At 39.5% G+C, this 14,848-nt stretch carries 17 protein-coding genes and 1 riboswitch; of the genes, 1 reads left to right on the top strand and 16 read right to left on the bottom strand.

Features of this window, described 5'->3' with window-relative positions; all coding sequences use genetic code 11:
• Positions 1-90 precede the first annotated feature (90 nt).
• The 13 genes from LIS78_RS10595 to LIS78_RS10535 form a co-directional block, all read right to left on the bottom strand.
• Positions 91-663 carry a cob(I)yrinic acid a,c-diamide adenosyltransferase gene (locus LIS78_RS10595; protein ID WP_195780293.1) on the bottom strand — a complete coding sequence of 191 codons (573 nt, stop codon included), beginning with the start codon at positions 661-663 and terminating at the stop codon, positions 91-93.
• A complete protein-coding gene (locus LIS78_RS10590; RefSeq protein WP_209151558.1) occupies positions 660-1,085 on the bottom strand; it encodes a bifunctional adenosylcobinamide kinase/adenosylcobinamide-phosphate guanylyltransferase in 426 nt (141 codons plus the stop codon). Before LIS78_RS10590 ends, LIS78_RS10595 begins: the two co-directional genes overlap by 4 nt.
• Positions 1,037-1,651 carry a histidine phosphatase family protein gene (locus LIS78_RS10585; RefSeq protein WP_209151557.1) on the bottom strand — a complete coding sequence of 205 codons (615 nt, stop codon included), beginning with the start codon at positions 1,649-1,651 and terminating at the stop codon, positions 1,037-1,039. Before LIS78_RS10585 ends, LIS78_RS10590 begins: the two co-directional genes overlap by 49 nt.
• On the bottom strand, positions 1,609-2,382 hold the full coding sequence (gene cobS, locus LIS78_RS10580; RefSeq protein ID WP_209151556.1) for an adenosylcobinamide-GDP ribazoletransferase: 774 nt from the start codon (positions 2,380-2,382) through the stop codon (positions 1,609-1,611). The genes LIS78_RS10585 and cobS overlap by 43 nt, the downstream gene beginning before the upstream one ends.
• Positions 2,379-2,939, bottom strand: coding sequence for a bifunctional adenosylcobinamide kinase/adenosylcobinamide-phosphate guanylyltransferase (locus LIS78_RS10575; RefSeq protein ID WP_209151555.1), 561 nt, complete (start codon positions 2,937-2,939; stop codon positions 2,379-2,381). The genes cobS and LIS78_RS10575 overlap by 4 nt, the downstream gene beginning before the upstream one ends.
• Positions 2,936-4,015, bottom strand: a complete 1,080-nt coding sequence (gene cobD, locus LIS78_RS10570) for a threonine-phosphate decarboxylase CobD (protein ID WP_195780298.1) — start codon at positions 4,013-4,015, stop codon at positions 2,936-2,938. The genes LIS78_RS10575 and cobD overlap by 4 nt, the downstream gene beginning before the upstream one ends.
• Positions 3,990-4,976, bottom strand: coding sequence for an adenosylcobinamide-phosphate synthase CbiB (gene cbiB / locus LIS78_RS10565; protein WP_195780299.1), 987 nt, complete (start codon positions 4,974-4,976; stop codon positions 3,990-3,992). The genes cobD and cbiB overlap by 26 nt, the downstream gene beginning before the upstream one ends.
• A 4-nt stretch (positions 4,977-4,980) precedes the next feature.
• Positions 4,981-5,616, bottom strand: coding sequence for an adenosylcobinamide amidohydrolase (locus LIS78_RS10560; RefSeq protein WP_491723624.1), 636 nt, complete (start codon positions 5,614-5,616; stop codon positions 4,981-4,983).
• A gap of 61 nt (positions 5,617-5,677) precedes the next feature.
• Complete coding sequence (locus tag LIS78_RS10555; protein WP_209151554.1) at positions 5,678-6,637, bottom strand: ABC transporter substrate-binding protein; 960 nt, start codon at positions 6,635-6,637, stop codon at positions 5,678-5,680.
• A 259-nt stretch (positions 6,638-6,896) separates the two neighbouring features.
• Positions 6,897-7,029, bottom strand: a riboswitch (cobalamin riboswitch).
• A 90-nt stretch (positions 7,030-7,119) separates the two neighbouring features.
• Positions 7,120-7,434, bottom strand: a complete 315-nt coding sequence (locus LIS78_RS10550; RefSeq protein ID WP_013056696.1) for a thioredoxin family protein — start codon at positions 7,432-7,434, stop codon at positions 7,120-7,122.
• Between the two features lie 188 nt (positions 7,435-7,622).
• Positions 7,623-8,225 carry a YpjP family protein gene (locus LIS78_RS10545; protein ID WP_025752035.1) on the bottom strand — a complete coding sequence of 201 codons (603 nt, stop codon included), beginning with the start codon at positions 8,223-8,225 and terminating at the stop codon, positions 7,623-7,625.
• Between the two features lie 380 nt (positions 8,226-8,605).
• Positions 8,606-9,385, bottom strand: coding sequence for a class I SAM-dependent methyltransferase (locus LIS78_RS10540; RefSeq protein WP_195783277.1), 780 nt, complete (start codon positions 9,383-9,385; stop codon positions 8,606-8,608).
• A 134-nt stretch (positions 9,386-9,519) separates the two neighbouring features.
• Positions 9,520-9,957 (bottom strand): BrxA/BrxB family bacilliredoxin, encoded by a 438-nt coding sequence (locus LIS78_RS10535; protein WP_013056693.1) that lies wholly within the window; start codon positions 9,955-9,957, stop codon positions 9,520-9,522.
• Positions 9,958-10,198: 241 nt separating this feature from the next.
• Here LIS78_RS10535 and LIS78_RS10530 point away from each other — a divergent pair, with 241 nt between their 5' ends.
• A complete protein-coding gene (locus tag LIS78_RS10530) occupies positions 10,199-11,083 on the top strand; it encodes a polysaccharide deacetylase family protein (RefSeq protein ID WP_209151553.1) in 885 nt (294 codons plus the stop codon).
• Positions 11,084-11,113: 30 nt separating this feature from the next.
• Here the strand turns inward: LIS78_RS10530 and LIS78_RS10525 are convergent, their stop codons facing one another.
• From LIS78_RS10525 to LIS78_RS10515, 3 genes are all read right to left on the bottom strand, one after another.
• Positions 11,114-12,238, bottom strand: coding sequence for a conserved virulence factor C family protein (locus LIS78_RS10525; RefSeq protein WP_209151552.1), 1,125 nt, complete (start codon positions 12,236-12,238; stop codon positions 11,114-11,116).
• Positions 12,239-12,301: 63 nt separating this feature from the next.
• Entirely contained in the window at positions 12,302-14,200 is a 1,899-nt protein-coding gene (locus tag LIS78_RS10520) for an ABC-F family ATP-binding cassette domain-containing protein (protein WP_209151551.1), read from the bottom strand.
• A complete protein-coding gene (locus tag LIS78_RS10515) occupies positions 14,181-14,834 on the bottom strand; it encodes an HD domain-containing protein (RefSeq protein WP_195780305.1) in 654 nt (217 codons plus the stop codon). Before LIS78_RS10515 ends, LIS78_RS10520 begins: the two co-directional genes overlap by 20 nt.
• Between the last annotated feature and the right edge of the window lie 14 nt (positions 14,835-14,848).

The following is a 14,848-nucleotide window of genomic DNA, read 5'->3' as shown; positions in this document are numbered from 1 at the left end:
TGCCTCTTTTTTATAGCTTTATTTTGCCTATCGAAATAGCTCATAAAAAAACGATCGCTTTTAGCTCGACCGTTTTTTATACCTTATTTTTTAGGATTTTTTAGGCTGTTTAAATACTTTGGCACTGCGAATATACTCTACATCTTGTACATTTTCTCGCGCGTTAGCGATTCGAGCCGCAGCAAAAAAATAATCGGATAAACGATTTAAATACTGAAGCACCGCCACATTAATTTTATACTCACGCTGCACGCCAACAACAAGCCGTTCTGCGCGGCGTGTAATCGTGCGGCAAATATGAAGCGTTGTCGCTGCAGGTGTGCCTCCAGGTAAAATAAAACGCTCAATGGCCGGCGCCTCTGACATATAGACATCAATGCGCTTTTCAAGTACTGATATCATGTCATTTGTTACTTTGTACGGATGATCATCTTTTGCAAATGCTAAATCACTTCCACAGTCAAAAAGCTCATGTTGAATCGTAATTAGCTCTTCTTTTACATCTTTTAATGTTGTTTCATTCAGCTGATAAATCGCTTGACCTACAAAGCCATTTAGCTCATCAATCGTACCGTATGCTTCCACTCGAATATCATCTTTATTTACTCTTCCTCCAATTAAGCTTGTCTGCCCTTTGTCCCCTGTTTTTGTGTAAATGTTCATTGTATTTCCTCCTTCAATCGATTAGCAATTCCGTACCAAATATGATCTACTTTCTGGGCATGTGCCGCTAAATGCTGATACGCATACCCGCATTCATCTCTCCACTGCCGCTCTATTGGATCTAAAGGAACAATCCCTTTGCCGACTTCAGTTCCAATCACTATTAACTGTTCCCATACACCGCTGTCTCTCCACTTCTGTATTAACTTTTTAATAACAAGGTGCGGAGACTCCAGCTCGCTATGTATTAATTCCTTAACATAGTGCTCAAATCCTTCTAGCACAATGTAACTTTCTTCGAACTCAAACGCTGGTAAAACAGGGTCTTCATACAAACAATACCATTTTACCGACTCACTGGCATAATGCTGCTTCACCCATTTTCTTTTGCCGGTAAATGCACCGCCGAATACGAAATGCATGCTCTTCTCTCCTTTGCCTGTTTATATGTACACGTTACTGAGAAACCTTCTCCATAAGAAAAAGAAACATCCCAAAGCGACGCTGTCTGTTTAAAATGGGATGCAATTAAACGCAGTGGTCCGCCGTGTGAAACAATAGCAATGTGACGCAATTGCTGACTGGCCGCCAAATCGATTGCTTCTTCCCACGCTTCCCAAACTCGGTTTGAAAAGCTTGAGAAGCTTTCACCATTCGGAGGCGTGTGTTCTGTCCAGTGGTCAATCCATTTTCTATACGCCCGTATGTTTTTTAAATCTTCATACGTCTTCTCTTCCCAATCTCCAAAATGCAGCTCACGCCAATTCTCACTTTTAACCACCTTAGATTTAGGAAAAACAATTGAGCTTGTTTCTAGCGCTCTTTTTAAGTCACTGGAAATAACAAGCTGAGGTTCTAGAAAAAGCTCTTTTAATTCATTTTTCCCTTCTATACTTAAAGGCGGATCACTCCACCCTATATATTTTTTCTGTTGATTTTCAAGCGTCATGCCGTGACGAATACATGTGATAACCAAAGAATTATCCATAGAAACGTTTCTCCTCCTTCAATGGTTGCCCCTATAACATCTCCTGTTACGCCACCAAACTGCGAACGATAAAATCGTATCCAGAGCCATAAAAAACCGGCAAAGAAAAGGATAATGAATTTATTGTCCATAAAAACAGCGAAAATAGCAACTAAGAATAGGCTCATGATGATAAATCCATAAATAGACCGTTTGGTGACTCCTTTTTGAAAATAAGCAGCAAGACCCGTATCTTTAGCGGGCTTATCTCTCATCAATAAAAAGGCTGCTCCAATTCTTGGAAGCGTAAAAACAATTAAACATGCCCAAATTGATAAAGAAGAAAGAGACGCTAATTCATAGATCGCACTAAAACGCAGCAGCAGCAGAACCATAAGAGAAAGAATAGCAAAAGACCCAACGTGCGGATCACTTAAAATCTGCAGTTTTTTTTCCTTTGACTGATGAGAAAAATAGGCATCACTTACGTCCATCCAGCCGTCTAAATGAAGGCCACCCGTTAAGACAAGCGATAAAAGCAAAACTAAAATACTATCAACAATCGTAGTGATAGGTGAAGATTGAAGCAGCTGTAAAAAGCTATAAAACATCAAGCCTAGTAACATACCAATCCAAGGCAGCACAAAAAGTGAGCGTGCCGTTCTTCTTTCAGTCCATTGAACGGTTTTAGCCAGTGGTAAGATCGTAAAAAACTGGAGAGAAATTCGTAGTATGGCTATCCATTCTTTCATATATCTACACATTCCTTTCCTTTATTAAAACGATAAATTCCCGCTTCTACACAAATAGCCACATCTGCTTTTTCTACAATATACTGATGTAATTTTCCTAACATCTTCATATAGCTATATGTGGGCTCCTCTAATACCCCCGCTTCAAACAGTTCATTAGATACTAGCACGACCGTCTGAGACTGCGCAAACAGCTTATCGAGCGCTTTTATCATATGACGAAAAACCTCTTGTTTGCCTTCTTTTGTTTGCCACCTTTTTTCTGTTAAAAAAAGCTCATTGGCAAGCCAGTTCGTGACACAATCCAAAAGTATAGCATCATCACTTTGAAGATTTGGAAGAATTTGTTGTAAATCTACAGACTGTTCGATCGTTACCCAAGGCGTGTTCGCTGCTTGGCGCTCTTTTTGATGAAGCTGGATGCGTTTTCGCATTTCCTTATCTGTTTGCCGGCTTGTGGCAATATAAACAGCGCGCTTTGTACAAAAAGTTTGAACCATGTTCTCCGCTGCACGTGATTTTCCGCTTCGAACGCCTCCGCTAATAAAGATGATCATATTTCATCGAGTCCTTGTTTGATTACTTTAAGTAAATAGTCATTTTCTTCTTTCGTTTTCACAGCCAAACGGATATAGCGTCCATTTAAAAATGGGAAGTTTTCAGTATGACGAGCTACCACGCCATGGCTTGCTAAATAGACAAGCCATTCGCGCGTTTTAATAGAAGACGGAACGCTGCAAAGATAATAGTTTGTTTGAGAAGGAGAAACCAAAAGCCCCCATTCCTTTAGTTGACTCAAGATCCGTTCCCGTTCTTGTTTAATATAATATACGGTTTTTTTTACAAAATCTTTTTCATCCACACATATCATTCCTACTTGCTGCGACAATCCATTTACACTCCAAGGAGGCTGCTTTTTAGACATCTTGCTAATGATTTTTTCATTTGCCAAAATATAGCCAAGACGAAGTCCGGCAATATTAAACATCTTTGTCATAGAACGCACAACAATGATATGCTCATAATCCAGAATAAGAGAATCAAATGAAGGCTGATGTTCGACAAAATCAATAAATGCCTCATCAATCATTAAGTATGTACCATGATGAGCAGCAGCTTTTACTACTTTCATCCATTCCTCATGACTATACATAACGCCCGTTGGATTATTTGGGTGGCAAATCCAAAGTACTTTTATGTTCGGAAGAATGCTCATAATCAACTCTATATCCCAGCTCCAGCCATTTTCTTCAGCTAAAGGAACGTATGTCACTTCACATCCATAAGCTTTACTTGCCTGTTCATATTCAACGAAAGTCGGCTGTACAATCCCTGCTTTCTCTCCTGAAAATAACGAAGCAATAAGGAAAAACGCTTCAGCGGCGCCATTTGTAGGCAGCACTTGAGCAGCTGAAACATGATGATGAGCTGCAAGTTTATTTTTCAGTTCTGTTACTTGAGGATCAGGATAACTAAACGCTGCATCCTTGAATTCGTTCCACTTTTCGTGGAGCACAAGGGGAGCCCCTAAAGGATTTGTGTTCACGCTAAAGTCTTTTATATGCGACAAATTTTCGGCCCCTATTGCTTTTAAAAAGACATTAGGATTAGCTCCATGTGTAGGTAATAGCACTAATAACTCCTCCTAACAAAAGATATAATAACCACGTAGCATAGACCGTCCTTTTCATAATGAAAACAGCTTGTTCAATATGACCGGCTTGCAGGGGAATGAGTGGTTCGCCCATTTTTGCACGATTAGATTCTATGCCTTTATATGTATTAAGCCCGCCGAGTTGAATACCTAAAAGAGCAGCCACTGCGCTTTCCCCGTATCCGCTATTTGGACTTGGATGCTTCTTAGCATCACGCTTAATCAAACTCGTTACATGCCAAAAAGAATACTGGCTTTTTGCTACATTAACAGCCGTCATTACTACTGCAGTTAACCGACTTGGAATATAGTTTAATACGTCATCGGTTTTTGCACTAAAGTAGCCGAACAGAAAGTAGCGGTCATTTTTGTACCCAACCATTGAATCACATGTGTTAATAGCTCGGTAAAAAAAGGCTAGGGCTCCTCCTCCTATAAATGCATAAAAAAGCGGAGCTGTAATACCATCACTTGTATTTTCAGCCACGGTCTCTACCGTCGCCCTGGCAATTTCTCCTTCTGACAAACGATCTGTATCTCGTCCCACAATCATGCTTACTTCATATCTAGCTTTCTCCATATCTCCTAGCTGAAGCGGCTTTTGCACCTTATAAGCAGCTTCGCTTAAAGAACGAGTGGATATAGTAGTCGCAATCATTACGCCCTCTACTAAAACACCTGCTATAAAATGAACTCCGTACAAAGCATGGAGGAATAAGAAAGGAACAACTCCTGCGAGCACAACCATACTTATCACAAGAAGCAATCCTTTGAATCGTTTTCCTGCACCTTTATTTAATCTAGAATCCATCCAATAAATCCACTTTCCAAACCAGCGAACGGGATGCGGCCAATTTTCAGGGTCGCCTATGATTCGGTCAATTAGTAAAGCAATCGTCATGGCCGTCATGTGTGCAATTATCGCTTGTGTAATACTCATTTCTTCACCTCTTTCCCTTAAGTCCCTGCTCTAAGCTTATTTTCACCAGCTTGGCTACCGCTTGACCTAAAGCGGTCATAGAGCCTGCATATTCATATAATGGTCCTTGCTGAGACGCTGCAACTGAGATGCTGTCCGTAGATGTTCCCGTAGCAATCGTCTTTGTAGCTGGATCTATGACACCCAGCTGTGACAGCGTTTTTGTTTTGGCTTCTGTGGCCGCAATAAAAAGCTGTAAAAACGCAGCATCCGTAAGCGTACCTTCCACGAAAAAAAACATATTAATTGTACCGGGAGAGGAATAGAACGGGACAGCTTCGTCAGCTGTAATATCTACTGCGTTTCCTACTCCAGCCGTTATCACGGAAGCTACTCTTACTCCGTAGCCTTCATAACAGTAAACCGCTCTTTCTTTTAACCAAACGGCTGTCATTAACCCTACGATTTGCTCATGGCGCACATTTTCTTTCATCAAATATTGCTCATACTCCAAAGAAGGAGTATCTGAATAATAGTCTTTGTGAACAAATCGATTGTAAAAGGTGTCCGTTTCCGTAATGCCTGTTCCTAAAACCCCTGAGCTGTATGTTTTATAAGAAGTCTCGGTTTTCATGATTAAAAGCTCAGGCCGTTCTTCAATTTTAAGATGTGAAAAGGGACCAATCCCCTTTTCAATTCGAACTGGAATATGGTCCCTCTTTTTATTTATTGTACACCTCAGGGTATACTGCTTTTGCTAAGTCCTCTAAGCCATCTACAATACGAGGTCCTAAGCGGTTGATTTTGTTTTGATCAACCTTCTCGATGTTACCCTCTTTTACAGCAGTCATGCTGCTCCAAGCGGGACGCTTCATAATCTCATTTTTGTCTGCATCATACGTTGCGATAATAACGTCAGGGTTTAACTTAACAACTTGCTCTTCAGAAAACTTAACCCAACCCTTTTCATTAGCCGCTACGTTATCAGCACCGATCATAGTAAGCATTTCGTTCATGAACGTACCTTTCCCTGTTGTATAAATCTCAGGAGCTCCTGATACTTCTATCCATACTTTTTTACGATCTTCTTTTGAAATCGTGTTTGCTTTTTTCTCAATTGAAGCTACTTTTTCTTTCATGTCTTTAATTGTTTGATTAGCTTCTTTTGTTTTACCCGTTAATTTACCGATTTGCGTAATAGAATCATAAACCGTATCAAACGTTGTTGAATCTTTTACAACAAATACCGGAATACCCGCACTTTCAATTTGTTTAAATACTTCATCCGAAACGCCCATACTTGAAGCGTGTGCCAACACTAAATCAGGATTTAAAGCAATAACTTTTTCTGCATTAACGTTCATATCTCCCACCTGCGCTTTTTTCTTTACGCTTTTAGGATAATCATCGTTGCTCGTGACACCGACTAATTCTTTTTCAAGGCCAAGGGCATATACAATCTCCGTATTACTTGGCATTAATGAAACAATTTTCTTAGGCTGTTTTTTCAACGTAATTTCTTTATCACGCGCGTCTTTTACCTTGACTGGAAATGCAGCTTGTGACGTTTGTGCTGTATCTTGCTTCGTTTTTTTATCACTGTTGCTTTGGCTGCCTGCACCGCATGCAGCAAGTACGATGACCAACAGTGCAATAATGGAATACGAAAGCCATTTTTTCATCTAAATACTCCCCCTATATATTGTTCATTGTGAATACGAAACCTCCACGTTAAAGAAAAAGCAAATGATCATGCAAAAAGCAGCGCTATCCCGTTTTTTTCGCTTTGACTATGTATACTGCTCGCCGGCAGCTTCAAAATAAAAAAGCTTTACTTTCAATTGAAAGCAAAGCAGGTAACGTCAAGATAAGCAGGAAAAGAATCCGTTCACTATACTTGATATGTATGTTCATTACCCTGCTTCACCCTTCCTCGAAGGTTTCACAGCTAACAATAAGGCAGGTCTCCTGACTTACGCACAAAGCGCTTACAGTGGCGGGACCGCGCTGGTTTTTCACCAGACTTCCCTTTTCACTCAATCTTTAAATTGAGACCTTATTGCTTTACGATTATTCACTTGTCCTAGTATACCCCACTCATCGAAAAATGGAAATAGCCATTCTCACAAAAAAAGCTGCGAGAATGCTCTCGCAGCTTAGGGAATTAAAGAGTTGCTAAAAATTCACGGACCGCTTCAGGCGTTTTAGCATTTGCGCTGTGCAGGTGTGCAATTTTTTCACCGTTTTTATATACAAGAAGAGAAGGAATGCCCATTACATTGTTTTCAGCAGAAAGTTCTTCAAACTCATCCTTGTCAATTTTAAACCATGCTTTATCTGTATTTTCGTCAACGATTTCATCAATGAACATATCCAAACGTTTGCAATCAGGACACCACGTTGTCGTAAAAATCCCAACGCTTAGTGTTTCGTTCTTAATTTGTTCGCGAAATTGTTTTTCTTCCGTAAATTGTTTCATTGTGTTACCTCCAGCATCTATTCGTTCCTTCTCACTATTCTACGGTAAGAAGTCTGACTTCATTATAAACGATTTTTTTATCATTGTGCTAATGTTTCAGCTTATTTAGACCATAACGGTTTTAGACGTAAAAAAATGCTAGCTTAAAAAAGCTAACATTTCGAAATCGTAGAATGTTGTGTCTATTATCAGCTAAACCATTTAGGCGGCATGTTTCGGTTCCAATAAATTTTCCCTAAATCATAATGCTTTTGAAAATTATCTGCAGCCGCATGATAGTGAAAATTAAACCAGTATCCATCTTTTGGAGGATTTTCACGCCGTACATGAAACCGTATTAAGTCCTGACCGGTTTCCCGGTCATATACATGGAAAATCTTTTCACCGTAGCCAGCAGCAGGGTGCTCGCTTATCTCGAGATTCTGAATTGACTGTTCACGTTCAGTGCCAATGTCGGTCAGCACTTCTTCAATTTTAGGTAACACTGCTTGACGAAATTCATCTTCAATGACAGGCCCAATTTTCGTTCCGAATTTTTCCACTGACTGTTTTTCAGCTGATTCCATTGCATACGTAACAAATGATGAAACGTCTTCATATTTTGGTTCTTCATATGGCAAATGAATATCTTCTATAACAGCTGTGACAGGAGTTGTTTCTCTTACATACCCTGCTTTATGTTGCTTGTCCGCTTTTGCATCATCAACGTATAAATATTCTGGTGGAGTGACAAGCCCAAATGTAAATACTGTAATAAATACAACTAGCATTCTTTTTATCCATCTAGGCATTCGTATCTTTCCTTTCTCATCTTTTCCCATATGGTCTTTTCATATCGTAAAATTCATTATCCTAACTCACTAGGTATTGTAACATACTTATTAATTTTTTACCTATATTTGCTTATTCATTTATGCTGTCTACGGGCATTCGAAGACTTTTTAGTTAGCACCTTCCTCCTTCTGTTTGAGGTTATCACACCGAGCGGAAACCTATACAAGATATTCCTTTTTCGCTGGATGCTTAAACACAAAAGTATTTTTATGTTCAAAAATATATCATACTTTTATGAACTTTAGATGAAATTCATAAAAAAAACTTCCAAAACTTTTTAATTCCTAAAAGGTTTTGGAAGTCTTTTCAATGATCATGATTCGTTTTACTTTTTTGTTTATTTTTGTATATCAATTGTACCGTAATGAAATTTTGATGTTTTTCGTTTTTGTACGGTAAATCCATGTTCTTCAAAACGACTGCTTTTCCAATGATCTTTTAGCACGATCTTTTGTTTGGCTACTCTTTTTGCTTCTTGTATAGCCATTGGCGTCAGCGTAGTATACAGTGCTATTGCTTTAATACCGTTAATTCCATTCGATTCATCAATTTGCTCTTGAAACATAGGATCAAAGTAGACAACATCAAAAGAATTATCTTCACAACACGCCAAAAACGATTCAAAATTTTGATGAACCACGTTTATACGCTTCATTGCATCGTTCAACTCTTGTACGTCACTTTCCCAATTTAAAAGTCCTTGTTTGACTAAATAAGCTACATAGCGGTTGCCTTCTAGTCCGACAACTTTTCCGCTTTTCCCTACCGCTGCGCTCGCCATCATACTATCCGATGCAAGACCAAGTGTACAGTCAAGCACGCTCATTCCTTTTTCCAAACTAGCAGCTTCAATAAACGGATCACGTTCTCCACGCAGCCATCTCTTCACTCTAAACATAGCGGAATTTGGATGAAAAAAAATAGGTTCCTCTTCGTTTTGAACGTGCAACTCTACTCTATTCTTACCGACAACCAGCACGTCTGCAGCTTGAAGATTCTGAAGATCTGCAACGGATTTCTTCTCTCTTACTACAAAAGGTATACTTAAATCAGCGGCTACTTGTTTGGCTTTTACAATCATCTGTTCATTTGTTCGACCAGCAGTCGTAACAATCACTTTCATAACTCCCCCTACACTGTTTGGCTATTTACATAAAGAAAAAGGATGCCGATAGACATCCTTTTTCTTATAAAGTATATGCGATTTTTCTCTAAAAATCTATATACTAGATGTGACAAAAGCAGGACATTTTATGAACAGTGCTGCTTAAAGCCATTTAAAATGTTTTCAAAAATAACCTCTAACGGCTGACCTTCAATTTCATGTCGAGGAATAAAATGAACGACTTCTTTTCCTTTTAAAAGCGCCATAGACGGTGATGAAGGCTCAATGTCCCCAAAATATTCACGCATTTTAGCTGTTGCTTCCTTATCTTGACCGGCAAAAACAGTTACCACTTGATCTGGTTTTTGCTCAGACTGTAAGTACGCTTGCGTTGCTGCAGGACGTGCTAAACCAGCAGCGCATCCACAAACTGAATTAACGACAACAAAAGTTGTTCCTTCTACGTTTTCCATAAAATCAACTACGGCTTCCTCTGTTGTTAATTCTTCATAACCAGCTTGAGTTAATTCTTGACGCATTGGTTTAACTAACTGACGCATATATTCTTCATATGCCATTGACATATTAACATTCCTCCTAACAATCATTCACGCTAAAAGCATACTATAAAAGCCAGGAAAAATCTAGCTACTCACCTTTCAAATCCTTATCGTTGTCCCATTCTCCTTTTCCATTTGACAAAAAAAGATTAAAACCGGGTCATATCATCTAATTTTTTTCCATAAAAATGTCGATTTTTACTATTAATATTCCATTTTTTGTACTATAGTAGTAAATAGTAGTTTAGTAGAAAGGATTTTCAAATTGAACCAGCGATTTAAACCGAACCAACGATTTAAGCCAAACAAACGATTTTATGCATTTTTGTCTTTAGTGTTAGTGATCGTCGCTTCTTTGTTTTTTATTACAGAAGCCAAAGGAAGTGAATCCGCTGCATCTCAGCAAATCTTAGCATCTACTGCATTGCCGCTGAAAGAAGCTGCATCTTCAGCACAACCTGAGAAGCTGCTTAATACACTTCACCATAATATGTATGTAGCGAATACGTTAAACGATCAAAATCAAGCTCTTACACAGCCTGTTTACCTTACGTTTGACGATGGCCCAACGCCTGATACTCTCCATATTTTAGATGCTTTGCGTCAATATAACGTAAAAGCAACTTTCTTTATGTTAAAGTATCAAATTGACGCTCACCCTGAAATTGCTAAAAAAGTAGCACAGGAAGGACATGCCATCGGCTGTCACGGCGTCTCTCATGATATTCATGTCATGTATAGTGAAGACGGCGCCGCGTTAAAAGAAATGCAGGAGTGTCAAGCTACAGTTAAAAAAGTAACCGGTGTTGACAGTAAGTTAATCCGCGTTCCTTACGGCAGCGTTCCTTATTTAAAAGAGCCCCACCGTACAGAGTTGCTAAGCCACTTTAAATTATGGGACTGGAATGTAGACAGTGAAGACTGGGCACTTCGTTCTGCACCTAGAATTATTCAGGGCCTTGAACCTCATATTCAAGGGGTTAACTCCAATGGAAGAACACCAGTCATTTTATTTCATGATAAATCCTTTACGGCACAATCCCTTCCTGCTATTTTGACTTACTTAAAGCAGTCGGGCTATCAGCCTATTAAAATTGATAACACCATGCAGCCTATGCAGTTTCCCACTCCCGCTGCAAAACAGTCGTAAAAAAGATCATTCAAGTGAATGATCTTTTTTTTATGCTTTTCTGCTTTCTGTCATTTGTTTCCAAACAGAACCTTTTGCTTCTTCTCCGCCTTCGATACGTTCAATTGCTAGCTTGATTTGTAAATCTACCTCAAATTCTTTATCATTCTCTGCTGCTTTTAATGCAGGAAGAGCCGTCTCGTCCCCTACTTCGTATAAATACATAGCTGCACGCCAGCGCACAAGCTTGTTTTTATCACCAAGAGCTTCACACATTGCCGGAATACCTTCTTCAAAACCTAAATCTGACATGCAGTCTCCAGCAGTACGGCGCACAGTGACTGATTTATCTTTTAATGCTTTGTATAAATAAGGCAGTACCGCCTTTGATTCAATCATTCCTAAGTAGACCGTAGCTAAGCGGCGAATAGATGCTTTTTCATCATCAAGCGCTTTATTTAAAACGTCTAAATCTGCTTCTGTTGGATCCATTTGTTCTAAATGGGCATAGCGCACTGACCAATCTTTGTCTTCTAGCATTTCTTCTGTAACTTTATAGGTTTTACGCGGCTGTACAACTTTTCCGCCTTCTTTTTCTTCTTGTGCATTAGCCACAAGGCGAGTTAATCTTTCTTGTGGATATGCCGCTGCTAACTCTTCTACAACTTCGTCTCCGATAGCCGCTAACTCTCCATAACGAACGCCTTGTTCTTTCCATTTCCGTTCTAATACCACATTATCTGAAAAACGTTGAAGTTCTGCTACCGCTTTTACGAATCGTTCGGGCAGACCAAAGCGCTTTTCTTCATTTCCGTCCGTTAGCTTGACTTGCATCGGTACATTTTTGAACATTTGAACTGACACATTGACCTCACCAAAATGCTCATTCATTTTGTGCTGTTCACTGTTGCTTTGCAAATCTTCACCAAACGCTGCACGAACTTGCGGCAAAATTTGCTTCCAGTCATATTTGGCATTTCGTTCTACTGCTAAGAAGTCCGCTACGTGGTAGACTCCTTTTACCCCTTCTACTTTCAAGATGTCTTGAACAACTTCAGGGGCTGCTTCAGCATTTTTTTCCGTATAGTTATTGCTTTTTCCGCCTGATAACACTTCGTCTAAATTAATTTTCATTGTATTCGGACTTGGCGTTGGCTCAATTGATTTAATGTTCATGTCGTATCGTACTCCTCTCATTAAAATTGTAGCATGTGGCTTATACTCCGTCTAACGACTTGTTTACGCGTTTTCAATTTCTTCAATCAGCTCTGAAAGCTCTGCCCAGCGATCAAGCAGTGCACTTAATTCTTCATTTGCTTTTTCTTGTTCTAACGATAGGTTATGCGCTTTTGTATAATCGCTGCCCACCTGTTCAATTTCACTTGTTAACCGTTCAATTTCTTCTTCTTTTGCTGCAATATTATCTTCGATTTCTTCCCATTCTTTTTGTTCTTTATACGTTAAGCGACGCTTTTTTATTTTCTCCGGCTGTTTTGGCTTTTCTTCTTTCACTTTAGCCTGCTGAGCCATTGCCTGCTTCTTCTTCATCGCTTCTTCCAATTGATCTGTATAAGCGCCAAAATAAATCGAAATGTTTCCTTCTCCTTCAAAGACTAGTAAGTAATCTGCTACTTTATCCAAGAAATAGCGATCATGCGATACGGTGATAACAACACCTGGAAATTCTTCGAGATAGTCTTCAAGCACCGTTAGCGTTTGAGTATCCAAGTCATTAGTCGGCTCATCTAGAAGCAATACATTCGGCGATGTCATCAATAATTTTAACAAGTATAAACGACGGCGCTCTCCTCCGGACAACTTTTGAATCGGTGTTCCGTGCGTATGTGAAGGAAATAGAAATCTCTCAAGCATTTGCGATGCAGAGATCATTTTTCCATCCGTCGTATGCACAACTTCTGCGGATTCTTTAATATAATCAAGCATGCGTTGATTCAAGTCCATATCATCGCTTTCTTGGGTATAGTAAGCAACTTTAACCGTTTGTCCTCTGTCAATTTCACCGCTATCCGGCTCAATGCGTCCTGCAATCATATTCAGAAGTGTAGACTTTCCGCTTCCGTTTTTTCCGACAATTCCAATTCGATCTTGTTTTTTCACGATGTGCGTAAAGTCTGAAAGAATGATTTTATTTTCATACGTCTTAGACACATCTTTTAATTCAAACACTTTTTTCCCAAGGCGGCTGCCTGCTAAACTTAAATCCAGTGATTCTTTTTCAGAGGAATCGATTTTCCCCTCTAATTCATCAAATCGCTGAATACGCGCTTTTTGCTTAGTCGTACGCGCTTTTGCTCCTCTGCGAATCCAAGCCAATTCATTGCGATATAAGTTGCTTAATTTTGCTTGAGTTGCTTTTTCCTGCTCTTCTCGAATCGCTTTTCCTTCTAGAAAAGCAGCATAGTTTCCTTTATAGCTATATAAATTCCCACCGTCTAATTCAAAAATTCGGTTTGTAACAGCATCCAAGAAATAGCGATCATGAGTAACAAGCAGCACGGCTCCTTGATATTTGGATAAATATTCTTCGAGCCATTTAACGGTCTCATAATCTAAGTGGTTAGTCGGCTCATCTAAGATCAATAAATCAGGTGTTTGAATTAGGCTTTGCGCAATGGAGACGCGCTTTTTCTGTCCACCTGAAAGCTCACCGATTTTTGCACTCATATTTGAAATCCCCAGCTTCGTTAGAATCGACTGTGCGTTAGAATTGGCTTCCCACGCGTTCATCGCATCCATTTTCTGCTGTAAATCATACAATGTTTGCTGTTTTTTTTCGTTTGCAGAGTCTTGCTCTAACGCATACAGAGCTAGCTCATAGTTTTTTAATAAGTTAAGAAGAGGCGTATCTCCGCTGAAAACTTGCTCCAAAACTGTTAAGTCTTCATCAAAATCCGGATGCTGCGGTAAATATGTCACGCTGTAGTCTTTAGCATGAACAATATCGCCTTCGTCTCCGAGCTCTAAACCTGCGATAATTTTAAGAAGCGTTGATTTCCCTGTTCCATTTACACCGATTAAGCCGATTCGCTCATTTTCTGTAATGGTAAATGTTAGTTGATGAAACAGCTCTTTTTCTCCATATGTTTTTGTTAAGTTTTCAACAGTCAGCATTTTCATAATGATAATTCCACTCTTTCTTAAATTGAACTAAAAATTCTTTCATATATGTATGTCGCTCTTGCGCTAGAGACCGTGCTGTTTGAGTATTCATTAACGCAGTGAGCTTTAATAACTTTTCATAAAAATGTGCAATAGCCGTTGATTTCCCGTGTCTGTATTCTTCTTCCGTCATCTCACTTCGTACAGCAATGTTTTCATCATACAAAGCCGTGCCTTTAGCACCTGCATACATAAACGTACGTGCGATACCAATTGCACCGATCGCATCTAAACGATCTGCATCTTGAACAACTTGACCTTCAAGCGTAGCCATAGCCGGACGGTTTCCGCCTTTAAATGACATCGTTTGTAAAATGTGAACAATATGCTTGCAGTTCTCTTCTTCTACCTGCTGACTCTTCAGCCACTCCCACACTTCTTCGTACGCCTTTTCAACATCTTCCACTAGCTTATCATCTACAACATCGTGTAAAAGCGCGGCTAGTTCGATAACTTCCCGATTGCCGCCTTCTTTTTTATATAGAAGCACTGCATTTCGACGCACGCGATCGATATGCTGCCAGTCATGACCAGTCGTGTCATGCGCAAGCTTTGCTTGAACCCACTTTTCCGTTTCCACTATTTTATTCATTTGCTCACCTCAAT

This window comes from Priestia megaterium, from assembly GCF_023824195.1.
Taxonomy (GTDB): Bacteria; Bacillota; Bacilli; order Bacillales; family Bacillaceae_H; genus Priestia; species Priestia megaterium_D.
This window is presented reverse-complemented; position numbering and strand designations above follow the sequence as displayed.